The 25,286-nt window shown below is 70.9% G+C and carries 25 protein-coding genes and 1 tRNA gene; 10 read left to right on the forward strand and 16 right to left on the reverse strand.

Features of this window, described 5'->3' with window-relative positions; all coding sequences use genetic code 11:
• Positions 1 to 37: 37 nt before the first annotated feature.
• The gene (locus ACIRD7_RS30440; RefSeq protein ID WP_403458618.1) at positions 38 to 1,111 is read left to right on the forward strand and encodes a peptidoglycan DD-metalloendopeptidase family protein; all 1,074 of its coding nucleotides are present in this window, start codon (positions 38 to 40) and stop codon (positions 1,109 to 1,111) included.
• Between the two features lie 49 nt (positions 1,112 to 1,160).
• Here ACIRD7_RS30440 and ACIRD7_RS30445 read toward each other — a convergent pair whose 3' ends face one another.
• From ACIRD7_RS30445 to ACIRD7_RS30475, 7 genes are all read right to left on the reverse strand, one after another.
• Entirely contained in the window at positions 1,161 to 2,048 is an 888-nt protein-coding gene (locus ACIRD7_RS30445) for an HAD hydrolase family protein (protein ID WP_403458619.1), read from the reverse strand.
• Positions 2,049 to 2,175: 127 nt separating this feature from the next.
• Positions 2,176 to 3,078, reverse strand: a complete 903-nt coding sequence (locus ACIRD7_RS30450; protein ID WP_403458621.1) for an LLM class flavin-dependent oxidoreductase — start codon at positions 3,076 to 3,078, stop codon at positions 2,176 to 2,178.
• Positions 3,079 to 3,119: 41 nt separating this feature from the next.
• A complete protein-coding gene (locus ACIRD7_RS30455) occupies positions 3,120 to 3,566 on the reverse strand; it encodes a hypothetical protein (RefSeq protein WP_403458624.1) in 447 nt (148 codons plus the stop codon).
• Positions 3,567 to 3,590: 24 nt separating this feature from the next.
• Positions 3,591 to 4,139, reverse strand: a complete 549-nt coding sequence (locus ACIRD7_RS30460; protein ID WP_403458625.1) for an RNA 2'-phosphotransferase — start codon at positions 4,137 to 4,139, stop codon at positions 3,591 to 3,593.
• Between the two features lie 122 nt (positions 4,140 to 4,261).
• Positions 4,262 to 5,227: a MerR family transcriptional regulator gene (locus tag ACIRD7_RS30465; RefSeq protein WP_403458627.1), complete on the reverse strand. Its 966-nt coding sequence runs from the start codon at positions 5,225 to 5,227 to the stop codon at positions 4,262 to 4,264.
• A gap of 15 nt (positions 5,228 to 5,242) precedes the next feature.
• Positions 5,243 to 7,000: an SDR family oxidoreductase gene (locus ACIRD7_RS30470; protein ID WP_403458629.1), complete on the reverse strand. Its 1,758-nt coding sequence runs from the start codon at positions 6,998 to 7,000 to the stop codon at positions 5,243 to 5,245.
• Positions 6,997 to 7,848: a M24 family metallopeptidase gene (locus tag ACIRD7_RS30475; protein WP_403458630.1), complete on the reverse strand. Its 852-nt coding sequence runs from the start codon at positions 7,846 to 7,848 to the stop codon at positions 6,997 to 6,999. Before ACIRD7_RS30475 ends, ACIRD7_RS30470 begins: the two co-directional genes overlap by 4 nt.
• A 256-nt stretch (positions 7,849 to 8,104) precedes the next feature.
• On the opposite strand from ACIRD7_RS30475, the gene ACIRD7_RS30480 reads away from it, so the two are divergent.
• The 6 genes from ACIRD7_RS30480 (at position 8,105) to ACIRD7_RS30505 (ending at position 12,357) form a co-directional block, all read left to right on the forward strand.
• Positions 8,105 to 9,082 carry an ABC transporter ATP-binding protein gene (locus tag ACIRD7_RS30480; RefSeq protein ID WP_403458872.1) on the forward strand — a complete coding sequence of 326 codons (978 nt, stop codon included), beginning with the start codon at positions 8,105 to 8,107 and terminating at the stop codon, positions 9,080 to 9,082.
• Positions 9,072 to 9,995, forward strand: coding sequence for an ABC transporter permease (locus ACIRD7_RS30485; RefSeq protein ID WP_403458633.1), 924 nt, complete (start codon positions 9,072 to 9,074; stop codon positions 9,993 to 9,995). The genes ACIRD7_RS30480 and ACIRD7_RS30485 overlap by 11 nt, the downstream gene beginning before the upstream one ends.
• Positions 9,992 to 10,903: an ABC transporter ATP-binding protein gene (locus tag ACIRD7_RS30490; RefSeq protein WP_403458634.1), complete on the forward strand. Its 912-nt coding sequence runs from the start codon at positions 9,992 to 9,994 to the stop codon at positions 10,901 to 10,903. Before ACIRD7_RS30485 ends, ACIRD7_RS30490 begins: the two co-directional genes overlap by 4 nt.
• A 10-nt stretch (positions 10,904 to 10,913) precedes the next feature.
• Positions 10,914 to 11,633, forward strand: coding sequence for an ABC transporter permease subunit (locus ACIRD7_RS30495; protein ID WP_403458635.1), 720 nt, complete (start codon positions 10,914 to 10,916; stop codon positions 11,631 to 11,633).
• Positions 11,634 to 11,747: 114 nt separating this feature from the next.
• The gene (locus tag ACIRD7_RS30500) at positions 11,748 to 11,990 is read left to right on the forward strand and encodes a hypothetical protein (protein WP_403458636.1); all 243 of its coding nucleotides are present in this window, start codon (positions 11,748 to 11,750) and stop codon (positions 11,988 to 11,990) included.
• 265 nt (positions 11,991 to 12,255) lie between these two features.
• Positions 12,256 to 12,357, forward strand: a tRNA-OTHER gene (locus ACIRD7_RS30505).
• 46 nt (positions 12,358 to 12,403) lie between these two features.
• On the opposite strand, the gene ACIRD7_RS30510 is transcribed toward ACIRD7_RS30505, so the two are convergent.
• From ACIRD7_RS30510 to ACIRD7_RS30550, 9 genes are all read right to left on the reverse strand, one after another.
• The gene (locus tag ACIRD7_RS30510) at positions 12,404 to 13,252 is read right to left on the reverse strand and encodes an HAD family hydrolase (protein ID WP_403458637.1); all 849 of its coding nucleotides are present in this window, start codon (positions 13,250 to 13,252) and stop codon (positions 12,404 to 12,406) included.
• The gene (serS, locus tag ACIRD7_RS30515; RefSeq protein WP_403458638.1) at positions 13,249 to 14,526 is read right to left on the reverse strand and encodes a serine--tRNA ligase; all 1,278 of its coding nucleotides are present in this window, start codon (positions 14,524 to 14,526) and stop codon (positions 13,249 to 13,251) included. Before serS ends, ACIRD7_RS30510 begins: the two co-directional genes overlap by 4 nt.
• 521 nt (positions 14,527 to 15,047) lie before the next feature.
• Positions 15,048 to 15,980 (reverse strand): prephenate dehydratase, encoded by a 933-nt coding sequence (gene pheA, locus ACIRD7_RS30520; RefSeq protein WP_403458639.1) that lies wholly within the window; start codon positions 15,978 to 15,980, stop codon positions 15,048 to 15,050.
• Positions 15,981 to 16,052: 72 nt separating this feature from the next.
• The gene (gene efeB, locus ACIRD7_RS30525) at positions 16,053 to 17,348 is read right to left on the reverse strand and encodes an iron uptake transporter deferrochelatase/peroxidase subunit (protein ID WP_403458640.1); all 1,296 of its coding nucleotides are present in this window, start codon (positions 17,346 to 17,348) and stop codon (positions 16,053 to 16,055) included.
• Between the two features lie 8 nt (positions 17,349 to 17,356).
• Complete coding sequence (locus ACIRD7_RS30530; protein ID WP_403458641.1) at positions 17,357 to 19,543, reverse strand: copper resistance CopC/CopD family protein; 2,187 nt, start codon at positions 19,541 to 19,543, stop codon at positions 17,357 to 17,359.
• Between the two features lie 13 nt (positions 19,544 to 19,556).
• Positions 19,557 to 20,000: a copper chaperone PCu(A)C gene (locus ACIRD7_RS30535; RefSeq protein WP_403458642.1), complete on the reverse strand. Its 444-nt coding sequence runs from the start codon at positions 19,998 to 20,000 to the stop codon at positions 19,557 to 19,559.
• Complete coding sequence (locus ACIRD7_RS30540; RefSeq protein ID WP_403458643.1) at positions 19,997 to 20,650, reverse strand: SCO family protein; 654 nt, start codon at positions 20,648 to 20,650, stop codon at positions 19,997 to 19,999. Before ACIRD7_RS30540 ends, ACIRD7_RS30535 begins: the two co-directional genes overlap by 4 nt.
• Before the next feature lie 96 nt (positions 20,651 to 20,746).
• Complete coding sequence (locus ACIRD7_RS30545; RefSeq protein WP_403458645.1) at positions 20,747 to 21,475, reverse strand: YcnI family protein; 729 nt, start codon at positions 21,473 to 21,475, stop codon at positions 20,747 to 20,749.
• Positions 21,476 to 21,654: 179 nt separating this feature from the next.
• On the reverse strand, positions 21,655 to 22,494 hold the full coding sequence (locus ACIRD7_RS30550; protein ID WP_403458647.1) for a hypothetical protein: 840 nt from the start codon (positions 22,492 to 22,494) through the stop codon (positions 21,655 to 21,657).
• A gap of 418 nt (positions 22,495 to 22,912) precedes the next feature.
• Between ACIRD7_RS30550 and ACIRD7_RS30555 the strand changes: the two genes are divergently transcribed.
• From ACIRD7_RS30555 to ACIRD7_RS30565, 3 genes are all read left to right on the forward strand, one after another.
• Positions 22,913 to 23,362, forward strand: coding sequence for an ATP-binding protein (locus ACIRD7_RS30555; protein WP_403458649.1), 450 nt, complete (start codon positions 22,913 to 22,915; stop codon positions 23,360 to 23,362).
• A 114-nt stretch (positions 23,363 to 23,476) separates the two neighbouring features.
• On the forward strand, positions 23,477 to 24,424 hold the full coding sequence (locus ACIRD7_RS30560) for an intradiol ring-cleavage dioxygenase (RefSeq protein WP_403458651.1): 948 nt from the start codon (positions 23,477 to 23,479) through the stop codon (positions 24,422 to 24,424).
• Between the two features lie 11 nt (positions 24,425 to 24,435).
• A complete protein-coding gene (locus tag ACIRD7_RS30565; protein WP_403458653.1) occupies positions 24,436 to 25,269 on the forward strand; it encodes a triphosphoribosyl-dephospho-CoA synthase in 834 nt (277 codons plus the stop codon).
• Positions 25,270 to 25,286: the final 17 nt, after the last annotated feature.

Consider the following 25,286-nt stretch of genomic DNA (forward strand, 5'->3'; position numbering starts at 1 on the left):
AGGACCGCGGCCCCGTCTTCGGGTCAGGATCGCTGACATGCGCTCATACCGCCGTCGCCGCCTGGTCGTTCCGGCGCTGCTGTGTGCGCTCCTCCTGCTCGTCGTGCGGCCCGCCGAAGCGGTGGGCGACGGTGAGGGCGAGGGCGCCGCGGGCGCCGTCAGCGACCTGGGCCTCAGCGGGCAGGTGGCGCGGCTGTACGAGGACGCGGCCCGGGCGACGGAGCGGTACGAGGCCGGCCGGCAGAAGGCCGAGAGGCAGCGGGCTCGGGCGCAGCGGATCGAGGGCCTGCTCGACCGGGAGCGGCGGGAGATCGGCGCTCTGCGCGAGGACCTGGGCCGGATCGCGCGCGCCCAGTACCGCACCAGCGGGGGGATGCCGCTCACCGCGCAGCTCATCCTCGCGTCGAGCCCGGAGCAGCTGATGCGCGGTCAGCACGTGTTCTCGCAGACGAACCTGGCCGTCGGCAACGCCATCGAGAAGAACCGCCGCGCCGAGACCCGGCTCGCCAAGGACGAGGCCAGAGCCGAGGCCGCCTGGCGGAACCTGGAGAAGCGCAATGCCGCGCTCGCCGAACTGAAGAGGGGCGTGGAGGAGAAGCTGGAAGAGGCGCGCTGGCAGCTGCAGGGGGAGGCGGACGCCTCCGTGGCCGCCGGCTCCTGCCCCGGTGCCGTCCGCCTCGACCAGAAGGGGAAGGAATCCACGAGCGCGTGGGTCACGCCGGTGGAGTCGTACGAGCTGTCGGCCGGGTTCGGCAATGGCGGGCAAAGGTGGGCGAACCGGCACACCGGGCAGGACTTCGCGGTGCCGATCGGCACGCCGGTACGGGCGGTCGGGGACGGCCGCGTCGTCAAGGTGAGGTGCGCGGGCGCCTTCGGCATGGAGATCGTCGTCCGGCACACGGACGGCTACTACACGCAGTACGCCCACCTCGCCTCCGTCGCCGTCGACCGGGACGAGCGGGTCGACACGGGACAGTGGATCGGCCAGTCGGGCACGACCGGCAACTCCACCGGCCCGCATCTCCACTTCGAGGTCCGGATCACCCCGGAGCTGGGCTCGTCGGTGGATCCGGCGCCGTGGCTGTCGAAGCGTGGAGCGCCCCTCGGGTAGGCCTCGGCCCGGACTTCCCGCCTGTCCCGCGAAGCCCGGCGGACAGGCGCTAACCGCGCTCGGCGAGCATCCGCTCGATGACGACCGCGACCCCGTCGTCGTTGTTGGCGACCGTGCGTCCCGACGCGGCGGCGATCACATCCGGGTGCGCGTTGCCCATCGCGTACGACTGGCCCGCCCACGTCAGCATCTCGACGTCGTTCGGCATGTCGCCGAAGGCCACGACCTCCTCGTGCGAGATACCGCGCTCGGCGCAGCACAGGGCGAGCGTGCTCGCCTTGGAGACGCCGGGTCCGCTGATCTCCAGCAGCGCGCTGGGGCTGGAGCGCGTGACGTTGGCGCGGTCGCCGATGGCGAGCCGGGCGAGGGTGAGGAAGGCGTCGGGGTCGATCGTGGGGTGGTAGGCGAGGATCTTGAGGACGGGCTCGCCGGCGCCGGGTGCGTCGGGTGCCAGGAGGGCCTCCGCCGGCGCGAGTTCGTCCGGTATCTCCATGTGCAGCTTGGGGTAGTGCGGCTCCTGGTAGAAGCCGTACGTCTGCTCCACCGCGTACGCCGTTCCGGGCGCCGCCTCACGCAGCAGCCGTACGGCGTCCAGTGCGTTCTCCCGGGCCAGCTCCCGTACCTTCACGAAGCGGTGGGCGCCGGGGCCGCCGTGCAGGTCGACGACGGCGGCGCCGTTGCCGCAGATCGCGAGGCCGTGACCATGGACGTGGTCGCTGACGACATCCATCCAGCGCGCCGGGCGGCCGGTGACGAAGAACACCTCGACGCCCGCCTCCTCGGCCGCGGCCAGCGCCGCGACCGTGCGGGGTGAGACGGACTTGTCGTCCCGCAGCAGGGTTCCGTCCAGGTCGGTGGCGATGAGCCGCGGGCGGACGGCGGCCGCCGGGTTCTGGGGCTGTCGAGTCGCTGAGGTCACCGGCTCATTCTCCCGCATATGCCTGCACGGTCGTGCGGCAGTCCGCACATCTGAGGCGGCAGCTGAGGGGATACCGACCCTGAGAACGCCGTAGAAAGCGCCCTCACCAGCAGCTTCACGCCCTGTGTGGGCGCCGGCCGTGAGCTCACCGAAGCTGGGCCTCGGCCTCCATGGCGATCTGCTCGAAGACCTTCTCGTCGGCCGCGAAGTCCGAGTCGGGGATCGGCCAGTGGACCACGATCTCGGTGAATCCCAGCTCCTGATGACGTCCCGCGAAGTCCACGAACGCGTCAAGGGACTCCAGCGGACGCCCGCGGTCGGGGGTGAACCCGGTGAGCAGAACCTTGTCGAGTTCGGACGCGTCCCGGCCGATCGCGGCGCACGCGTCGGCCAGCTTCTCGACCTGCCCGCGAATGGCTTGAACCGACTGCTCGGGCGTGCCGCTCTCGTACAGCTTGGGGTCGCCCGTGGTCACCCAGGCCTGCCCGTACCGGGCGGCCAGCCGCAGCCCGCGCGGCCCGGTCGCGGCGACCGCGAAGGGCAGCCGGGGACGCTGCACACAGCCCGGGATGTTGCGCGCCTCGTGCGCCGAGTAGAAGTCGCCCTTGTACGACACCGAGTCCTCGGTCAGGAGCCTGTCCAGCAGGGGGACGAACTCGGCGAAGCGGTCGGCACGCTCGCGCGGGGTCCATGACTCCTGGCCGAGCGCGGTGGCGTCGAAGCCGGTGCCGCCCGCGCCGATACCGAGGGTGACCCGGCCGCCCGAGATGTCGTCGAGGGAGATCAGTTCCTTGGCGAGGGTCACCGGATGCCGGAAGTTCGGCGAGGTGACCAGGGTGCCCAGCCGGATTCGGTCGGTGACGGCCGCGGCGGCGGTCAGCGTCGGCACAGCGCCGAACCACGGGCCGTCCCGGAAGCTGCGCCAGGACAGGTGGTCGTAGGTGTAGGCGGTGTGGAAGCCGAGCTGCTCCGCGCGCTGCCATGCCTCGCGGCTCCCCTCGGACCAGCGGCGGTACGGGAGGATCACGGTGCTCAGGCGCAGACTCATGCGTCGAGCCTAAGCGGCCGAATGGGTTTCACGTGAAACGGTCACCGCACGCGGCCGCTCAGCCACGGAGTGAGGCTGACCATCGGCATGAACTCCCTGTGCGTCCGGTCGCCGGGCAGCGGCACGATCAGGAAGTAGCCGGGCGGGAAGCGACGCCCCTTGACGTGGGCGAGACCATCGAGGACTGAGCGGAGAAAAGCGGGCACGTCCGCACGCGGGACGTCGGGGCACTCGACGCCTTCGACAATGATCAGCGCGTCGTCATCCGGGTAGAGCCGCACGCTCACCCGGGGCGAGCCGCCCAGCTCGACATACGCCTCGTGGGGCAGCGAGCCGTCCGGGTCGGTCGTCACGCCGACGCCGGCGGCGCTGCGGCGGGAGGTCTGGTCGGCGCCGATGTCATGGCTCACCTTGATCTCGCGGCCGTAGTCGGCGGCTATGGCGCGCAGGGCGGAGACGGCGGCCTCGGTGGTGGGGAATTGGTCCATACCAATTATCGTGCCGCAAGGAGGTCAGCGCGTCTCGGGAAAGCGCAGATACTCCGGCGGCACGGCCTTCGTCAGCCACACCCCGTTGGCGCTGACGTGGAAGACATGGCCGTCGCGGTGCATGGCGCCGGCGTCCACGGAGAGCACGATCGGGCGGCCGCGTCGGGCGCCGACCCGGGTCGCGGTCTCGCGGTCGGCCGAGAGATGCACGTCGTGCCTGCTCATGGGCCTGAGGCCGGCATCGCGGATCGCGTCCAGGGCGGGGGCCACGGTGCCGTGGTACAGGTACGGCGGCGGCGTCGCCGGGGGCAGCCCCAGTTCGACGTCGATGCTGTGGCCCTGGCTGGCGCGGATCCTGGTGCCCTCGATCGCGAAGCGCTTCTTGTCGTTGTTGGCGACCACATGGTCCAGCTCGTCCCGGGTGAACCGGAAGCCGTGCGCGGCCGCGGCGGCGATCAGCGCGTCGATCTCGACCCAGCCGCCCTCGTCCAGGATCAGCCCGATCCGCTCGGGTTGGTGGCGCAGGTGCTTCGAGAGGTACTTCGACACCTTCACGGTGCGTCTTTCGTCCATGCCACCAGACTGCCGCCGACGACACGAATCACGCGAATGATTTCGCTCCCGATGTTTGATCCACAACCAAGTGCGGTTATCCACAGGGGAATTGGCGCTTCTGTGGACAACGAGCTGTCGTTTCAAGGGGTTTCGTCAAGATCCATTGACGACGTGTGATTTGCGGCGAGACGGTCCAAGGCGCGTGCCCTGACTTCGCGTTCGGCGGCCAGCGCGATGAAGTCCGCAGCCTGCTCCAGGCCAACCAGGGCCTCAACGGCACGCATTGTCTCCGCCGATATCGTCACATTTCGCACCATTTTCCGGGGATCCGCATCCTCGCCCGTCCCCAGCTGATGACGCAGGTGCCGCACCGCCAACAGACGCATGGCACGGGCCAGTTCAGCGTCCACGGTGTGCTGGGCCAACGGTCGCAGACGTCGTACCAGAGAGGCCGCTTCCGCCGCCTCCGCGTCCGTCGGACGATGCGGTCCTTCGAGGTAGCGGGCGAAGACGTGCTCGGTGGTGAACTCCAGGAAACGGGCGGCGATGTGCTCGACCTGCCCCCTCAACTCCCTTAGATGGCCCGAGATCGCGGACAGCGGCACCCCTGCGGAGTGCAACTCGACCGCCACGGCGAGCTCTTGGGGGCTCGGCACGACGAAGGAGTCCTCGTCGCCGGGGACCGGCTCCAGCACACCGAGTTCCACGGCCTCGGCCACCGCCGCGTCGTCCGGAGCGCCGCCGAAGCGCTCCTCCAACTCGGCACGGGAGACCCGTACCGCCTCCTCGTCGGTCCACGGCCCGTCCACCTCGGCCGCCAGACCGAGCACCCCGCCCAGGCCGCGACCGGTGTCCCAGGCCTGAAGGAGTTCCTTGATGGAGGCCAGGGTGTAGCCGCGGTCGAGGAGGTCGGCGATCTGGCGCAGGCGGACGAGATGGGCGTCCGAGTAGACATTGGCGCGGCCCCGGCGCTCGGGCCGGGGGAGCAGGCCGCGGTCCTGGTACGCGCGGATGGTGCGGACGGTGGCTCCGCTGAGGTGCGCGAGGTCCTCGATCCGGTAGGCGGACGGAGCCCGCCCGTCGGGGGCGTGGCCGGCCTCACCCATCGCGGGGCCCCGGCCTCATAGCGGCGGCTCCAGCCGCGCGATCCCGCGCAGCGCCTTCGGCGTGAACCGCGACATCAGATACGCCCCGCGCGCCTCCGCCGTCACCGGAACGACGGCGTCACCGCGCACCACCGCCCGCAGGATCGCGTCGGCGACCTTCTCCGGCGGGTAGTTCCGCAGCCCGTACAGCCGCGCCGACTTCTTTTGGCGCCGCTTCTCCTCCGCGGCGTCGACCCCGGCGAAGCGCGCGGTCGAGGTGATGTTGGTGTTGACGAACCCCGGGCAGATGGCGGTGACGCCGATGCCCTGCCCCGCCAGCTCCGCGCGCAGGCACTCGCTGAGCATCAGGACGGCCGCCTTGGAGGTGCTGTACGCGGGCAGCGCCTTGGAGGGCTGGTACGCCGCCGCCGACGCGGTGTTGACGATGTGGCCGCCCTGTCCGCGCTCTGCCATCTGCTTGCCGAAGAGCCGGCAGCCGTGGATGACGCCCCAGAGGTTGACGTCCAGGACCTTCTTCCAGTCCTCCGGTGTGGTGTCGAAGAAGGAGCCGGACAGTCCGATCCCGGCGTTGTTCACCAGGACGTCCACCACGCCGTACTCGGCGGCGACCTTCGCGGCGAGCTTCTCCATGGCCTGCTCGTCGGAGACGTCGACCGTCTCGGCCCAGGCCTCGGGCGCGCCGATCAGCCGGGACATCTCGGCGGTGCGGGACGCGGCCTCGGCGTCCCGGTCGACGGCCACCACCCGCGCGCCGGCCTCGGCGAACGCATAAGCCGTGGCCCGTCCGATGCCGCTGCCCGCGCCGGTGACCAGGACGAGCTGTCCGCCGAAGCGGTCGGCGTACTTCCCGCTCGCCGTCACCCCCTTCGGTCGTCCGCCCTCCACCGACGTCACGAACTCCGTGATCCAGGAAGCCAGTTGGTCGGGGCGGGTGCGCGGAATCCAGTGCTTGGCCGGGAGCGTGCGCCGGGTCAGCTGCGGAACCCACAGCTCCAGCCCGTCGTAGAGCCGCTCCGAGAGGAAGGCGTCCCCGAGGGGCGTGATCAGCTGCACGGGCGCGTGGGCGTACGCGTCCGCGCGCGGACGGGCCAGCCGGGTGCGTACGTTGTCGCGGTACAGCCACGCCCCGTGCGCCGCGTCCGACCGCAGGGACGAGGTCGGGTAGTCGCCGCCCGGGACCTTCTCCAGCCGCTCCAGGATGCGCGGCCAGCGTTTGCCGAGGGGGCCGCGCCAGGCCAGCTCGGGCAGTACGGGTGTGTGCAGGGCGTAGACGTACCAGGACTTGGCGCCCTGGCCGAGGAGTTGACCGACCCGGCGCGGGGTGGGGCGCTTCAGACGCTGGTTGATCCAGTGGCCGAAATGGTCCAGGGACGGGCCGGACATCGACGTGAAGGAGGCTATGCGGCCCTCGGTGCGCCGGACGGTGGTGAACTCCCAGGCCTGCACCGAGCCCCAGTCGTGCCCCACCAGATGCACGGGCCGGTCCGGGCTGACCGCGTCCGCGACGGCCAGGAAGTCGTCCGTCAGCTTCTCCAGGGTGAACCCTCCCCGCAGCGGCTTGGGGGCCGTCGAGCGGCCGTGGCCCCGGACGTCGTACAGCACGACGTGGAAGCGGTCGGCAAGGCGCGGCGCGACCTCGGACCACACCTCCTTGCTGTCCGGATAGCCGTGCACCAGGATCACCGTCGGCCGGCCCCGATCGCCCAGCTCGGCCACGCACAGGTCGACCCCGCCGGTCCGCACCCGGCGCTCACGCGCCCCCTGAAGAGTCACTTCTCCTCCGCCCAGCGCCGCACATGCGGCAGATCGTCGTCCAGCCAGAAGGCGCTCTCCGCGGGATCCGTGGAGTCGGTGACGACCAGGATCTCCTCGAACTTCGCGCCGGTGCCCCTGAATCCGAGGTGGGGTTCGACCGCCCACAGGCCCGGCCGCGGCGGGTGGTCGGAGAAGCGGTACGGGGACCACAGCGGGGACCAGCCCTCGCGGTGACCGTGCAGCGCGTCGCTCGCCAGGCCCTTCAGGGACTGGGTGCCGAACCCGAAAACATGCGCCGACCAGCGGCGTGGCTCGACCCGGTCGACCTTGTGCGCGATCACGCCGAAGGGGTAGGCGCGGTGCCGGTTGGCGTAGCCCTGGCGGACCATGAGCCGGTCCACGTCCTCGTAGATCTCCCGCAGCGGCCGCCGCTCGCGCACCTCGCGCAGGATCAGCGTCCGGTGCGCCTCCAGGTCGGCCATCAGCTTGTCCTGGACCGGGTTGATGCCGAGCGAGCCGGAGTAGCCGATGTCGGCCGTGTAGCCCTCGTAGACGGGGGCCATGTCCAGGATGAACGGCATCCCGGGCTCCAGGCGGCGGTTGGTCGGGAAGAACTGCAACGGGATCCGGAAGTTCACGAACGCCGTGCGGTCCCCGAACCAGGCGAAGGGCAGATGGAACCAGTCCCGCACCCCGCGCTCACGCAGCCACTCGCGCTGCATGCGCGCCGCCTCGCGCTCGGTGATGCCGGGCTCCAGCCGCGCCGCGACGGCCTCCGCGCATTCGTAGGCCAGCTGCTGGACTCGTCTGAACCCCCGCAATTCCGCTGATTCCGTATGGAGCTCGCCTGTCACCGCCGTAGTCATGCCACCGCCCCACCTTGTCCACGCTGACTGCGGTACGTGTCCGTAACTTGACACTGGTGAATGTGACAGTTGTTAGAGGCTGCGTCAATAGGGCTGCCGTAGGCTGTGGAAAACCCTCATGATGTGGAAAACCGGGGCGTCGTTGTTCGACCTCAGGGGTGACCCCTAGTGCTCCGTAGTCCTGGAGGTTGACTTCAAGACAGCTCTGCGGGGTGACGCCCGGCGTGGTACGCGTCACTACCTTCGAAGCGTGACTGTGATCGCGACCGAAAGCCTGAGCAAGCGGTTCCCGAGGGTGACCGCTCTTGACCGGCTGACCATGGACATCGGGCCCGGGGTGACCGGACTCGTCGGAGCCAATGGAGCCGGCAAGTCCACCATGATCAAGATTCTGCTGGGTCTGTCCCCCGCCACCGAGGGCCGCGCCGAAGTGCTCGGACTCGACGTCGCCACCAAGGGCGGCGCCATCCGCGAGCGGGTGGGGTACATGCCTGAGCACGACTGCCTGCCGCCCGACGTCTCGGCCACCGAGTTCGTCGTGCACATGGCCCGCATGTCCGGACTGCCGCCCACCGCCGCGCGCGAGCGCACCGCGGACACCCTGCGCCATGTGGGGCTGTACGAGGAGCGCTACCGCCCCATCGGCGGCTACTCGACCGGCATGAAGCAGCGCGTGAAGCTGGCGCAGGCCCTGGTGCACGACCCGCAGCTGGTGTTCCTGGACGAGCCGACCAACGGCCTCGACCCGGTCGGCCGCGACGAGATGCTCGGCCTGATCCGCCGTATCCACACCGACTTCGGCATCTCGGTCCTGGTCACCTCGCACCTGCTGGGCGAACTGGAGCGCACCTGCGACCACGTCGTCGTCATCGACGGCGGCAAGCTCCTGCGCTCCAGCTCCACCACCGACTTCACCCAGACCACGACCACCCTGGCGATCGAGGTCACCGACACCGACGAGCACCCGAACGGCACCGGCGCGGTGCGCGACGCGCTCCACGCGCGCGGGGTGGACGTCCTCGACGGCAGCGGCGGCCTCCCCGGCGCCGGCCACATCCTGCTGCTCACCGCCACGGGCGAGGAGACGTACGACCTGGTGCGCGACGTCGTCGCCGACCTCGGCCTCGGCCTGGTGCGCATGGAGCAGCGCCGGCACCACATCTCGGAGGTCTTCACCGACGGCGGGCAGAGCGCCGACGCACAGCGGAAGGAGGCGGTCGGCCATGGCGGTTGAGCACCCCGTAGCCACGCAGTCGGGTGACCAGACCCGTATCCACAACATCGGCTACCGCAACTACGACGGCCCCCGGCTCGGCCGCTCCTACGCGACCCGCTCGCTGTACTCGCAGTCCCTGCGCGGCTCCTACGGCCTCGGACGCTCGGTGAAGTCCAAGGTGCTGCCGATGCTGCTGTTCGTGGTGATGTGCGTGCCCGCGGCCATCATGGTCGCCGTCGCGGTCGCCACCAAGGCCAAGGACCTGCCCGTCGACTACACGCGCTACGCGATCATCATGCAGGCCGTGATCAGCCTGTACGTCGCCTCGCAGGCACCCCAGTCGGTCTCCCGCGACCTGCGCTTCAAGACCGTGCCGCTGTACTTCTCGCGGCCCATCGAGACCGCCGACTACGTCCGCGCGAAGTTCGCGGCGCTGGCCTCCGCGCTGTTCCTCCTCACCGCGGCTCCGCTGCTGGTGCTCTACGTGGGCGCGCTGCTGGCCAAGCTCGACTTCGCCGACCAGACCAAGGGATTCGCGCAGGGACTCGTGTCCGTCGCACTGCTCTCACTGCTGTTCGCCGGCCTCGGCCTGGTCATCGCGTCCGTCACGCCGCGCCGCGGCTTCGGCATCGCCGCGGTGATCGCCGTGCTGACCATCTCCTACGGCGCCGTCTCCACGCTCCAGGCCATCGCCGACGCGCAGTCGCTCAACGGCGGGGGCAGCTCCGACGCCATCGCCTGGATCGGCCTCTTCTCGCCGATCACGCTCATCGACGGGGTGCAGTCCGCCTTCCTCGGCGCGAGCTCCGCCTTCCCCGGCGGGGTGGGCCCGGGCAACGGTGAGGGCGCCGTCTACGTCCTCGTCACCCTGGGCCTGATCGCCGCCAGCTACGGCCTCCTGATGCGCCGCTACAAGAAGGTGGGACTGTGACCACGCTCCAGATCGACCACGTCTCCCGCTGGTTCGGCAACGTGGTCGCCGTCAACGACATCACCATGACGATCGGCCCCGGCGTCACCGGCCTCCTCGGCCCCAACGGCGCCGGAAAGTCCACCCTCATCAACATGATGGGCGGCTTCCTCGCCCCCTCCACCGGCACCGTCACCCTCGACGGCCAGCAGGTGTGGCGCAACGAGTCGATCTACAAGCACATCGGCATCGTCCCCGAGCGCGAGGCGATGTACGACTTCCTCACCGGCCGCGAATTCGTCGTCGCCAACGCCGAGTTGCACGGCCTGGGCGCCAAGGCCGCCCAGAAGGCGCTGGCCACGGTCGAGATGGAGTACGCGCAGGACCGCAAGATCTCGACGTACTCCAAGGGCATGCGCCAGCGCGTGAAGATGGCGAGCGCCCTCGTGCACAACCCCTCGCTGCTGCTGCTCGACGAGCCGTTCAACGGCATGGACCCGCGTCAGCGCATGCAGCTGATGGACCTGCTGCGGAAGATGGGCGACGAGGGCCGCACGGTGCTCTTCTCGTCCCACATCCTCGAAGAGGTCGAGCAACTCGCCTGGCACATCGAGGTAGTCGTCGCCGGACGGCACGCGGCCAGCGGTGACTTCCGCAAGATCCGCCGCCTGATGACGGACCGCCCGCACCGCTACCTGGTGCGCTCCAGCGACGACCGCGCCCTCGCGGCCGCGCTGATCGCCGACCCGTCGACGTCCGGCATCGAGGTCGACCTCGCCGAGGGCGCGCTGCACATCCAGGCGATCGACTTCGGCCGTTTCACCACGCTGCTGCCGAGGGTGGCGCGTGACCAGGGCATCCGCCTGCTCACGGTCTCGCCGTCCGACGAATCCCTCGAGTCCGTGTTCTCGTATCTGGTCGCGGCGTAGGAGGCCGAAGATGTACGACCCCACAGTCGCCCGGCTCACCTACCGAGCCCTGCTCGGCCGCCGCCGGGCCCTCATCCTGGGCGCGCTGCCCCTGCTGCTCATCGCGATCTCGGTCGTGGTGCGCGCGCTCGCCGGCGCCGACGACCAGACCGCGTCCGACCTGCTCGGCGGGCTGGCGCTGGCCACCATGGTGCCGATCATCGGTGTCATCGCCGGCACCGGCGCGATCGGGCCGGAGATCGACGACGGCTCGGTGGTGTACCTGCTGTCCAAGCCGGTGAAGCGGCCGACGATCATCTTCACCAAGCTCATCGTCGCGATCGCCGTGACGATGGTGTTCTCGGCGCTGCCGACCTTCGTCGCCGGGTTCATCCTCAACGGCAACGGCCAGCAGATCGCCGTCGCCTACACGGTCGCCGCGCTGGTCGCCTCCATCGCTTACGCGGCGATCTTCCTGCTGCTGGGCACGGTGTCCCGGCACGCGGTGGTCTTCGGCCTCGTCTACGCGCTCGTCTGGGAGGCCCTGTTCGGCTCCCTGGTCGCGGGTGCGCGCACGCTGAGCGTCCAGCAGTGGTCGCTGGCGGTGGCGCAGAAGGTCGCCGGCGGAGAGCTGGTGACGTCCGACGTCGCGCTGCCGACGGCGACGGTGCTGCTGGTGGTGGTCACCGTCCTCGCCACCTGGTACGCGGGGCAGAAGCTGCGCTCGCTGACGCTGGCGGGCGAGGAGTAGGCAGGCCGGGAGCAAAGAGCGGGCCCCGCACCGGGGCCGCTCCTGACGAGGGCTTCACCCCCGTCCGGTCACACTGATCGGACGGGAGTGCACTGCACGAACTGGAGGACAGGGATGGCAGGCGGCACATCGCAGCACGGGGATCGCGAGCGATCCGGGGACGACACCTGGGACGACCTGGTCCTGGACGACGACTTCATACGCGCGGCCGAGACCTCGGAACCCTCCGCCCGGGCCCGGATGCTGGCCGCCCGCTGGCGCCGGGAGCAGCCCGAGCCGCAGCCGTGGCGCTCCGACGAACCGCCCGCGGGGTGGTTCTTCAGCAAGGGGCGCCGCCGCAAGTGGCGACGCCGTTGATCCCGCTACGGCCGTTTTATTCGGTGGCGTCCAACTCGGCGTACAGGCACCATGGTTGTGTCGAAGTCGCTGGTTGAGACCGGCGCCGCGTTCTGGGAGAGGAGTTGGACGATGTCCATGCACGACAGTACGTCCAGCTCCCGTCAGGGCAGCCCGCGGCGGGCTCCGGTGTAGTTACCCCACCGTCGAGCGCGCTCCGCACACGGAGCTGTCCGGGGCGGCCGCTTCGAGCACGCGATGTCGCTCTCGCGTGGGCCGCCCACCCGGAGGATTGGCCGAGTGGTAAGGCACCGGCTTGCGCTGTGCTCGATCAAAGCAAGTCGTGGTCGGGGGAAACCCCGCGCACGTTCGATCCGTGCATCCTCCGCGAGACCTGGCCACCGAGACCGGACCGAGTACAGGACCCGGTCCGGTCACCGACCCAGCAACCGCTCCAGCACGACCGCGATCCCGTCCTCCTCGCTGGAGGCCGTCACCTCGTCCGCCACGGCCCTGAGCTCCGGGTGGGCGTTGGCCATGGCCACCCCGTGTGCCGCCCAGGCGAACATCGGGAGGTCGTTCGGCATGTCGCCGAAGGCGATCGTGTCCGCGGCCTTCAGGCCCAGGCGGCGCGCCGCCAGGGAGAGCCCGGTCGCCTTGGACAGGCCCAGGGGCAGCAGTTCCACGATGCCCTCGCCCGCCATCGCCACCGTGACGAAACCGCCCGCCGCCCGGCGGGCAGCCTCGGCCAGCTCGTCGTCCGACAGCTTCGGATGCTGTACGTAGATCTTGTTCAGCGGGGCGGTCCACAGATCCGACGCGTCCGTGAAAGGCGTCGACGGCAGGGCGCCCGTGAGCGCGTAGCCGGGGCCCACCAGGACGTCCCCGTCCAGGCCGTCGCGGCTCGCCGCCAGGTACAGCGGGCCGACCTCCGCCTCGATCTTGGCCAGGGCCACGCCCGCCAGCTGCCGGTCCAGGGTCACCGAGGTGAGCAGGCGGTGCGCGCCGGCGTCGTACACCTGCGCGCCTTGGCCGCACACGGCGAGGCCCTGGTAGCCGAGGTCGTCGAGGATGTGCCGGGTCCACGGGACCGCGCGGCCCGTGACGACGATGTGCGCGGCGCCCGCCTCGGTGGCGGCGGCGAGGGCGTCACGGGTGCGCCGGGAGACCGACTCGTCGGAGCGCAGCAGGGTGCCGTCGAGGTCGGTCGCGATCAGCTTGTACGGGAAGCCGGTCGCGCGCGAAATGCCCTCGGCATCCCCGACGGCAGCCGTGTCGCTCACTTGGCCACCGGCTCCAGGACCTCGCGGCCGCCCAGGTAGGGACGCAGCACCTCGGGCACCCGGACCGAGCCGTCGGCCTGCTGGTGGTTCTCCAGGATCGCCACGATGGTGCGCGGTACGGCGCACAGCGTGCCGTTGAGCGTGGCGAGCGGCTTGACCTGCTTGCCGTCACGGACGCGGATCGACAGTCGGCGGGACTGGAACTCGGTGCAGTCCGAGGTCGACGTCAGCTCGCGGTACTTGCCCTGCGTCGGGATCCACGCCTCGCAGTCGAACTTGCGGGCGGCGGACGAGCCGAGGTCGGCGGAGGCCACGTCGATGACCCGGAACGGCAGCTCCAGCGACGTCAGCCACTGCTTCTCCCACTCCAGCAGGCGCTGGTGCTCGGCCTGCGAGTCGGCCGGGTCGACGTAGGAGAACATCTCGACCTTGTCGAACTGGTGCACGCGGAAGATGCCCCGGGTGTCCTTGCCGTGCGAGCCGGCCTCGCGGCGGAAGCAGGGCGAGAAGCCCGCGTAGCGCAGCGGGAGCCGGTCGGCGTCGATGATCTCGTCCATGTGGTACGCCGCGAGCGGGACCTCGGACGTGCCGACCAGGTAGAGGTCGTCGTTCGCGAGGTGGTAGACGTCCTGGGCCGCCTGGCCGAGGAAGCCGGTGCCGGCCATCGACTGGGGGCGGACCAGCGCCGGGGTCAGCATCGGCGTGAAGCCGGCCGCCGTGGCCTGGGCGATCGCCGCGTTGACGAGGGCGAGCTCCAGGAGGGCGCCGACGCCGGTGAGGAAGTAGAAGCGCGAGCCCGAGACCTTCGCGCCGCGCTCGACGTCGATCGCGCCGAGGAGCGCGCCGAGCTCCAGGTGGTCCTTCGGCTCGAAGCCCTCGGCGGTGAAGTCACGGATCTCGCCGTGCTTCTCCAGCGTGACGAAGTCCTCCTCGCCGCCGACCGGGACGTCGGGGTGGACCAGGTTGCCCAGCTGGAGGAGGAGCTCCTGGGTCTCGGCGTCGGCCGCGTCGCGCTCGGCGTCGGCCGCCTTGACGTCGGCGGCCAGCTGGCTCGCCTTCTTCAGCAGCTCGGCCTTCTCGTCCGCGGAGGCCTTGGGGATGAGCTTGCCGAGCTGCTTCTGCTCGGCACGCAGCTCGTCGAAGCGGACGCCGGACGACCTGCGCCGCTCGTCGGCAGACAGGAGGGCGTCGACGAGCGCGACGTCCTCTCCACGGGCGCGCTGCGAGGCGCGCACTCGGTCGGGGTCCTCACGAAGCAGGCGAAGGTCAATCACGCGGTCAAGGCTACCGGGGAGGGATGACAGCCCACGACTCGCTATTCCGGACTGCGGCATACGTTCCGTTATGGGGGAATTGCGAAGCGTGTCAATAAAAAGTGTCTCGCTCCCTGGGGCGGGGCATGCGAGAGGCGGCTGGTTGACCGGAATCCCTTGTGGGCAACGGGACTTGGGCTTCCGTTGTCCACAGGGATCCCCAGCCTCCGAGGAGTTATCCACAGGCTGTGTGGATGGACTGTGGACTTCGGAATTGATCACTCCGTAACCCGGTGATCAAGTCGAGGATTCCCAGGACAAACCCGTTCCATCCGCACTTTCGAGTGGAAAGTGGTCGCCCCAAAGGATTGCCCAAAGGAAAAGAGTGGACGAAGGGTGACTTGCCTCCGAGTGGACGTCGGGACGGCTCAGAGGGCGATTTGTCGACAGACTCACCTTTCCCTGTCGACTTGTCCCCAGGTCGAGATGAGTACCTGTGGATAACTCCTGTGGATAACGACGATCGGCTGGTAGGACCGGCCTCAGAACCGACCGTCCTGGCAGCGCGCCACCCAGTCCGCCGCCGAGACGAACTCCTCGTCCGACGTCCCCAGGCGCGGCGGCTCCACATCCGCCGACTTGATGTCGGCGCGCGGATACGAGCCCAGGAAGCGCACCTCCAGGCAGATCCGCTTGAGCCCCATCAGCGCCTCGGCCACCCGGCGGTCGGAGATGTGACCCTCGGCGTCGATACAGAAGCAGTAGTTGCCGATGCCGGCCCCGGTCGGCCGGGACTGGAGCAGCATCAGGTTGATGCCGCGGGTGGCGAACTCGCCCAGGAGGTCACGCAGACCGCCGGGATGGTCGTCGCGCTGCCACAGCACGACGGACGTCTTGTCCGCGCCGGACGGCGCCGCAGGCCGCGCGGGCCGGCCCACCAGCACGAAGCGGGTCTGCGCGTTCTCCGCGTCGTGGATCCCGGTCTCCAGGGCCTCCAAGCCGTACAGCGCGGCGGCGAACTCACCGGCGAAGGCCGCGTCGTACTGGCCCTCCTGGACCAGGCGGGCGGCGTCCGCGTTCGAGGCGGCCGACTCCCACTGCGCGTCGGGGAGGTTGTTCCTGAGCCAGTTGCGCACCTGCGGCTGAGCGGCCGGGTGGGCGGAGACGGTCTTGATGTCCGACAGCTTCGTGCCCGGCCTGACCAGCAGCGCGAAGGTGATCGACAGCAGTACCTCGCGGTAGATCATCAGCGGTGCGCCCGCGACCAGCTCGTCGAGCGTGGTCGTGATACCGCCCTCGACGGAGTTCTCGATCGGCACGAAGGCGGCCTCGGCCTCGCCGACCCGCACCGCGTCCAGCGCGGACTGCACGGACACGTAGGGGATCAGCTCCCGGGTCGCGGCCTCGGGAAGCGTGCGCAGGGCGGCCTCGGTGAAGGTGCCCTCGGGGCCGAGATAGGCATAGCTCGCTGGCATGACCTCACCCTAATGGGCCTTGCGAAACCCGGCGCCCGCCTCCTGGGGGCGCGCCGCTCCCGGGTGCGGGCGTCACCCCTCCAGCAGCCGCTGCCCCACGTACTCGCCCTCGGCCGCGCCGCCCGGCACCGCGAACAGGCCGCTCGACTCGTGCCGGATGAACTTGGACAGGGCGTCGCCCCGGTCGAGCTTGCGCTGGACGGTGACGAAGCCGCGCAGCGGGTCGGCCTGCCAGCAGATGAAGAGCAGGCCCGCGTCGGGCACCCCGTCCGTGTCGATGCCGTCGTGGTACGAGAACGGGCGTCGCAGCATCGCCGCGCCGCCGTTCTGGTCGGGCCTGGTGATTCGCGCGTGGGCGTTGATCGGGACGACCAGGTTCCCGGCCTTGTCCGTCTTCTCCAGGTCCATCTCGGTCGTCTCGGTGCCCCCCGACAGCGGTGCGCCGTCGGACTTGCGGCGCCCGATGACCTCCTCCTGCGCCTTGACCGAGAGCTGCTCCCAGTCGTCGAGGAGCATGCGGATACGGCGTACGACGGCATAGGAGCCGTTCGCCATCCAGGCCGGGTGCTTCGAGCCGGACGGCGGCACGAAGATCCGCTGGTCGAAGTCGGCCTCCGTCGGCTTCGGATTGCGTGTGCCGTCCATCTGGCCCATCAGGTTGCGGGCCGTCATCGGATGGGAGGTGGCGCCCGGCGAGCGGTTGAAGCCGTTCATCTGCCAGCGCACCTTGGCGGCCCGGCCCGCGTCCTTCTGGATCGCGCGCAGGGCGTGGAAGGCGACCAGGGCGTCGTTGGCGCCGATCTGCACCCACAGGTCACCGTTGCTGCGCGCCTTGTCGAGCTGGTCCGAGGAGAAGTCGGGCAGCGGATCCAGGGCGACCGGACGCTGCTTCTCCAGACCGGTCCGCGCGAAGAAGCTGTGCCCGAAGCCGAAGGTGATCGTCAGCGACGACGGCCCGGCGTCCCGGGCGACATCCGTGTCGTCCTGCTGCGCCGCCTCGCCCTCCATCAGCCGCCGAGCCGTCTCCGACCAGCGGCGCAGCAGGGCCGCCGCCTCCTTGCGGCCCGCGCCGGGGGCCAGGTCGAAAGCGACGACGTGGCCGCGCGCCTGGAGGGGCTGGAGGATGCCGGGCTGATGTTTCCCGTGAAACATCACCTGATCGGCCCCCAGCGAGGCGAGCGGCGTGGCCTGCGCCGGCCGCGCGGCGTATCCCACGGCCCCGCCGGCCGCGCCGAGCACGAGCCCGGTGGCACCGGCGGACCCGAGCAGGAGCCGTCGCGAGATGCCCTCCGTCTGGGCGGCGCCTTCCTGAGAGCCGCCATTACGCGCGCTCTCACCCTTCGGTGCCTTGATGGACTGGTCAGCCATGGTGAGGTTCAGCCGATCTGCGCGTTCTTGGAGACGGTGGCCTGGTCGATGTCGGAGGTCCGCACGGTCACGGAGACCTTCCACTCGCCCGCCATGGGGAGCTGTACTCCGCTCGCCGCCCAGTGTCCGGTGGCGATGTGGTCCGGGACGACGGGCAGCGGCCCGATGTCCTGGGACTCCAGGGTGAAGGCGACCTTCACTTCGGGGATGTCGAAGGCGCGGCCGTTGGGTCGCTGTACGTACACGTGCATCTCGTTGGCGCCCACACGCGCCGGGTCGAGGTCGACGCGTACGACGCCCTTGCCGTCCTCGCCGCCGGTGTCGAAGGACATGTCCAGGGTCAGCGCCCCGGCCGCCGACGCGTCGGCCGACGCGGCCGATGCCGCCGCCTTGGCCTGCTCCTCCGTACGCCCCGGTTCGGTCGACGTCAGCATGGTGGTGACGGCGAGCAGGACGACGGCGACGCCCGCCTCGGCCAGCACCGAGCGGCGCAGGCCGAACCGGTTCGGGTCGGCGTCCCGCCGCTGCTTCTGCCGCGCGGTGTCGATCGCGGCCTGCTGCCGGGCGAGCTGCGCGGCGCGCTCGGAGCCGCCGTCCTTCTTCCCGGAGGCCTTCTTGCCGGAGGCCACCGTGCCCTTCCCGGCCGAATCGGAACCGGCCGGATCGGAACCGGCCGAATCGGAACCAGCCGATTCAGAACCGGTCGAATCGGACCCCGCCGAGCCGGAGCCGGAGCCGACCGAGCCGGAGCCGACCGAGCCGGAGCCGGTCGAACCCGAGCCGGTCGAACCCGAGCCGGTCGAACCCGAGCCGGTCGAACCCGAGCCGGTCGAACCGGCCCGTGCGGCGGCGTGCTCCTTCTCCAGGGCTCCCCTCTCGAGGGCTCCCTCCCTCAGGGCTCCTTCTCCCAGGGCCCCCTCGCCGTCCCCGTCCTCCGCACCGGCCTCCCGCAGCCCCGCCCCGGCCGTCTCCGCCAGCCGCGCCGTCCACCGCCGCGAGACCCACGCGATCCCCACCAGCAGCACCACGAGCCCGATCTTGACCAGCAGCAACTGCCCGTACCGCGTGTCGGTGAACGCCGACCACGAGCCGAGCTGACGCCACGACTGGTAGATCCCGGTCGCGACGAGTGCGAGCACACTGCCGAAGGCGAGGCGCGAGAACCGCCGTACGGCCGAGGCGTCGACCGGCGTGTCCGCAGGCGCCCGGTACAGGGCGACGAGCAGCGCGGCCAGCCCGCCGAGCCAGCTCGCGACGGCCATCAGGTGCAGGACGTCGACCGGCATCGCGATCCCGGCCTGGAGCCCGGTCGAGGCGTGCTCGGACATCGCCCAGCTCGCCGCGAGCCCGGCCGCCACGACCGTCCCGCCGATGGCGAGCCCGAAGGTCAGATCCCGCTTCTCCTCGTCGTCCCGCTTCTCGTAAGCCCCGAACAGCACCGCGATGAACAGCGCCGCGGCGGCGAGCAGCAGCAGCCGGGACACGAGGGCCGCACCCGTCTTGGTCTGCAGCACTTGCCCGAGCAGGTCGAGGTCGAAGATGTCGCCGACCTTGCCGCCGCTGGTGTACGAGCCGCGCAGCAGCAGCAGGCCGAGCGTGGCGCCGGTCAGGGCCAGCCATCCGGAGACGGTGAGCCGCTGCAGTGCCCGCACCCCCGCCCCGCGCTGCCAGCAGGCGAGCACGAAGGCGGCGCCGCCGACCATGACGATGAAGCCGGCGTACGAGACGTACCGCCCGACGCCGTAGAGCGCCCCGACGACTCCGCCGCCCGCGGTCTGCCCGGAGACGGAGACGCTGGTCCGGGAGGGGGCGCCGATGGAGAAGGTGTAGGCGCCGGCGACGGGATGGCTGTCCTCGGACACCACCTGGTAGGTGACGGTGTACGTGCCGTCCGGCAGGTCGTCCTTGAGCCGCACGGAGTACGTGGTGCCGCTGGGGTTGGCCGGGTCGCCCCGGTCGATGCGCCCGCCCTTGGGGTCGAGCACCCGCAGAGAGTCGTCGGACAGGGCGACCTTCTCGGAGAAGGTCAGCGAGATCTGCGTCGGGGCCTTGGCCACCACCGCCCCCTGCCGGGGGTCGCTGCCGGTCAGTGCGGCGTGCGCGGAGACCGGCCCGGCACCGGCGAGGAGCAGACCGACGGCGGCCAGGAGCAGCAGCACCAGGGTCCGGACGCGGGGGGCGATGGTCTGGGTCAAGGCGATCTCTCCCTCAGTGCCCGGTCTTCGGGGTGTACGTCGCCGGCTTCACCGGCATCCGGACCGTGACGGTGCCGGACTCGGCGAACCGGAGCTTCACGGTCACCGTCTCGCCCTGCTTCGGCTTCCGCTTCAGCTTGTCGAACATCAGGTGGTTGCCACCGCTCTTGAACACGAGTTGACCGTGCGCGGGGACGGCGAGGTCCTCCACCTGCTGCATCGACCCGCCGACAGTCTCGTGGGCGGTCACCTCGCCGACGTCGCTGGTGACGGACGTCAACTCGTCCTTGGTTCCGCCCTTGTTGGTGACGGTCAGATAACCGGCCGCCATGGAGTCGGAGACCGGCTGCGGCATGTAGGCGCCGCTCACGGACACGTCGGCGGCGTCCTCGGAGCCGCAGCCGGCGAGGATCAGCACCCCGGTCACCACCGCGACGGGCACGACGGCACGCCTCACGGCTTCTCCCCCTTGATGAGCTTGGGGAGGTCCTTGGTGTAGTCGTCCACGGTCGCGTCCTCGGTGTAGAGGACGTACCCGGCGTCGGTCTTCGGCGAGAACGCGACGACCTGCGTGCCGTGGGTGGACACCATCTTGCCGTTCTTGTCCTTGTGCGGGGGCTCGATGGAGATGCCGAGGGTGCGCGCGCCGGCCTGGATGGTGTCGAAGGCGCCGGTCAGACCCACGACCTGCGTGTCGATGCCCTTGAGCCACTTGCCCAGCGCGGGAGCGGTGTCGCGCTCGGGGTCGGTGGTGACGAAGACGACCCGCAGCTCGTCCTGCTGCGCCTTGGGCAGCTGCTTCTTGGCGACGGCGATGTTGTTCATCGTCAGCGGGCAGACGTCGGGGCAGTTGGTGTAGCCGAAGTAGATCAGCGTCGGCTTGCCCTGGGTCTCCTTGCGGAGGTCGTACTTCTTGCCGTTCGTGTCGGTGAGGACCAGGTCCGGCTTCTCGAACGGCTTGTCGAGGACGATGGCCGCCTTGTCGGAGCCGGGCTCCTCGGAGACCACGGTCACCGGCTCGGCGCTGTCGCCACCGCTGCCACAGGCGGTCAGGGTGAGGGTGGCGGCGGCGAGCAGGGCGGCCGCGGCGAAGGTCTTCTTACGCATGGAACGTCTTCTTACGCATAGCGATATGTCCTAGTTGTGGGAGTCCCGGCGCGCACCGGGGGCGTGCTCCGGCGCGCGCCGTGAACCGAGGGGTGATCAGGCGTCGGTGCGCCGACGGCCGGCGAGCACGCCGTACGCCACACCCAGCGCGCCGACCACGATGCCGACCACGCCCAGGACGCGGGCGGTGGTGTCGCTGCTGTCGGCCGGCTCGGCGGCCTCGGTCTTCGCGGAGGCGGCCTCGGCGTCGGACGCCTTCTCCGAGGAGGAGCCGCCGTGGTGGCCCTCCTCGGCGGCGGACAGCTCGAGCACCGGCGCCGGGTTCTCGGGCTCGTCCTGGCCCTCTTCGGGGACCTCGATCCAGCGGACGACTTCCTTGTTGGAGTACGTCTGGAGGGCCTTGAAGACGAGCTGGTCGGTGTCCTCGGGGAGCTGGCCGACCGAGACGGGGAACTTCTGGAAGTAGCCGGGCTCGATGCCCTTGCCCTCGGCGGTCCAGGTGATCTTCGAGACCGCCTCGGAGATCTTCTCGCCGTGCAGCTCGATCGGCTTGTCGAGCTTGGACTTGGTGACCTCGATCTTCCAGCCGGCCATGGGCTCCGGCATCGCGGAGGCCAGCGGGTGGTCGGTCGGGAAGTTGACCTCGAGCTTGGTGGTCGAGGCGTTGTCGCGCTCGTTGGGCACCTTGAAGTCGACGACCGCGTAGCCGCCCTTGGCAGCGGTGCCTTCCGGCTGCACGCTGACGTGGGCGAAGGCGGGCGCGGACAGGGCGAGCACGGCCGTGCCGGCGACGGCGCCGGCGGCGGCGATACGAGAGGCCTTCATGCGAAGCACTCCACTGTGAGTGAGATTCGGGTTCCGGTGGTGAAGAGGGGTACGTGCGCGTGGGCGTGCCCGATCAGGCGGACGGAGATGTGCCTCGATCGAAGAAGCCGGTACGCACGCGTGCCGCACGACGGCAGCCCCTCATCCCCACGGGCGTGGAGTGCGGCGGTCGCGTCGTGTCAGGCGGCGAGGACGAGCTCGGCGGCCGGCGGGCCGCGCCTGATCACCGTGTGCTGAAGGGCGACGGTACGCGGAGCGGGTCGCGCGAGGGACTCGACCGGCAGGAAGCGCGGGCCGACTTCGGGGGTGCCCGGCAGCCCCGCACGCAGGGCGCGCACCAGCGCGAGCGCCCCGCGCAGGGAACGTACGAGAGCCCCCTCGGCGACCGAGTGCGCCGACGGAGCGGACATCTCGACGATCCGCAGCAGGGCCAGATCGCCGCGTCGCAGCAGCCACCCCGCGGCGACCGCCGCGAGCACGTGGGCCAGCACCATCGGCAGTGACGGCAGCAGCGCGGCGGAGAAGCCGGAGTCGGTGACGGGGGACAGCGCGTCCGCCGCCGGGTGCGAGGGGTGCGCCCCGGTGACCGGGCCGAGCCGCGCGTCGGTGAGGATGCGCTGGGCCTGGGCCGGGCTGATGGCCGCGGCCGCGGTGCCGCACACGAGCCGCGCGGCCTGCTGGACGAGCGCGGCGTCGGACGCCGACGCGGTGGCCGAGGACGCCGATCCGGCGGCCGTCATGGCGTGCTGGCCGAGCCCGAACAGCGTGTGCAGGACGGTCTGGCCGACCGCGAGCAGCCCCGCGATCCCGGCCAGCGAACGCTCGCGCCCCGCGAACGGGACGGTGACGAGCAGGACCCCCAGGAACCCCGCGCCCATCGTCCACAGCGGGATCGTGGCGCAGGAGCCGAGCACATGACCTGTCCCGGCCAGCACGACGCAGACCGCGGCGAACACCGCGGCCCGCAGTATCCGGAGATCGCTTCCGGCGCGCGCCGTGCGCGGGTGGGGGGCAGACATGGCGGGCTCATCATCGCACTGGCCTTACGGCCGCCATACGGCAGGTCCACAAGATGACGAACGAGCGATTCGAGGCGTACGGGCGATTGATGACCCCCGGATGGTCCCCGAGGCGCGGGTGCCTGAAGACGTACAGGTGCCTGATGGCGTAGAGGTGCCGGAGACGCACAGGTGCCTGATGGCGTAGCGGTGCCCGGAGACGCACAGGTGCCCGAAGGCGCCCAGGTGCCGGAAGAGGCGCGGCACATGGCCCCTTACGACCGGAAGATCAGCTTCCGATGTGGGCTGCACCCACATACACCGATTCCCGCGTGGGCGCATCGACCATATGGGCGGCATCACGTCAATGATGTGCTTACCGGTGGGCACTCGCGGCAATACGTAACGGTATGTCGAGCCGCGGCCAGGAGGCTGGAGCATGAGCATCTGGTGGTCACTCCATCTGCGCCGTGAAGCCGCGAGCGTTCCCCTCGCCCGGCGTCTGCTGCTCGGCACCATGGAGACGGCGGGCGTCGACCCGGATGTCTCGTACGACCTCTCCGTCGCTCTCAGCGAGGCCTGCGCCAACGCGGTCGAGCACGGCGGTGGGCTCACCCCGGACGGCGCGCCCCAGGCGTACCGGGTGACGGCGTATCTGGACGGCGAGAAGTGCCACATCGAAGTCGCCGACTCGGGCCCGGGCTTCACGGCACCCCACCGCGCCCCCCGCCCGGCGGCCTTCGACGCGGAGGACGGCCGGGGGCTGTGCCTCATCAGCGAGCTCGCCGACCACGTCCAGATCGGCAACAAGCCGGACCGGGGCGGTGCGGTGGTGAGCTTCGACAAGATCCTCAAGTGGCGCAAGGACGCGCCGTTGATGGCGGTCTAGGGCTGATCAGAAGACAGGCCCTGGGCCCGGCCCTCTTCTGCTTTTCCCGCACTCACAGCCACCGCACAGCGCCACCCCACGCCCCTGACGGGTGGCGTCCCTAGTTTCCTGGCCATGACGGGAAACCACACGGACAAGTCGATCACCCGGCGCCGCGCCCTCGCGGTGACCGGTGGGACGGTCGCGGCGGGCGGACTTGCCCTCGCGGGCTACCAGGCGGCCTTCGCCGACACGGCCACGACGGCGACCGCGACCGCCGCGGAGAGCAGCGGCACCGGCACCTGCATGACGCTGATGTCGAGCGTCACCGAAGGCCCGTACTACCTCGACGGCGCCCTGGTGCGGGAGGACATCACCGAGGACAAGAGCGGCGTCCCGCTGACGCTGCGCCTGACCGTCGTGGACGCCACCGACGGCTGTACCCCGGTCGAGGGCGCGGCCGTGGAGATCTGGCACTGCGACGCCTGGGGGTACTACTCGGGCTACACCACGGCCAACCCCGGCGGCTCCGCGCCCGCCGAGAGCGAGGACGGCTCGACCGCCGACGACGACACGTATCTGCGGGGCTATCAGGTCGCGGGCGCCAACGGGGTCGTCAAGTTCGAGACGATCTTCCCCGGTTGGTACACCCCGCGTACCTGCCACATCCACCTGAAGGTGCACACCGGCGGCCAGCAGGAGGACGGCACCTACGAGGGCGGCAAGGTCAACTACACCGGCCAGCTGTTCTTCGACGACGAGATCGCCGAGGAGATCTTCACACTGGAGCCGTACGCGCGGCACTCCGGCAGCTACACCACCCTCGACGACGACATGGTCTACGACGGCGGCGGCGCCTCCAGCGGCCTGCTGACCCTGAAGGCCGTGCACAAGAAGGACCCCTCCAAGGGCTACAAGGGCTTCCTCACCGTCGCCGTCGACCCCGACGCCGAGAACACCGGCGCGGGCAGCGGCGGTGGTGGCGGCACGCCGCCCGGCGACGCACCGAGCGGCGCTCCGGGCGACGCCCCCAGCGGCACCCCGTCGGCCTCCGCCTCCGCCTCCTCCTCCGCCTCCTCCTAGGGGGTACGGCCATGAGCAGCCGCGAGGACGAGGCGCTGGCGCGCGCCGCCGTGACGGCGCTGACCGGGCAGCTGGCCCTGGCCCCCAAGCCGGGCCTGCCGGACCCGCGCGACCTCGGTGCCCTCGTCACCCGCCGGGACCACCGCCTGCTGCGCTGGTCGGCGAAGTCGCTCGCGCCGGGCCTCGCGGCGATGGCCGCCGCCGCCCGGCGCACGGGCGAGCCGACTCCCGGGCTCCGCACCGAACTCGGCGCGATCGGCAGGTGCACCGAGCACTCGGTGCGGCTCGCGGGCGGCGGTCACCGGGGCGCCCTGTGGGCGCTCGGCCTGCTGGTCGCCGCGGCGGCACTCGACCCCCGGGCCGACGCGCGGGACGTCGCCGCGACCGCCAAGCGCATCGCCGCGCACCCCGACAAGCGCGCCCCGCGAAGGCCCTCCCGGGGCTCGTCGGTGTCCGCGAAGTACGGCGCCGCCGGGGCGCGCGGCGAGGCACGGGCCGGATTCCCGCACGTCCGGCGGGCGTTGGACGCGCTCACCAGGGCCCGCGCGGCCGGCGCCACGGAGGAGCAGTCCCGTCTGGACGCCCTGCTCACCGTGATGTCCACCCTCCAGGACACCGAACTGCTCTACACCGCGGGCCCGCTCGGCCTCCGGCACGTCCAGGCGGGCGCCCGCGAGGTCCTGGAGGCGGGCGGCACGGCCACGGAGGCCGGAGCGGACGCCCTGTCGTCCCTCGACGCCGACCTGCACACGCGCGCGTGGAGCCCGCGGGGGAGCGCCGGGCTGCTGGCGGGCGCGCTGTTCCTGGACGCCCTGCCGGTCAGGGCACCAGCGCGGGCCGCGTGACAGCACGGCGTACCCGG

It is taken from the genome of Streptomyces sp. NPDC093568, from assembly GCF_044764945.1.
In the GTDB taxonomy this organism is placed as follows: Bacteria; Actinomycetota; Actinomycetes; order Streptomycetales; family Streptomycetaceae; genus Streptomyces.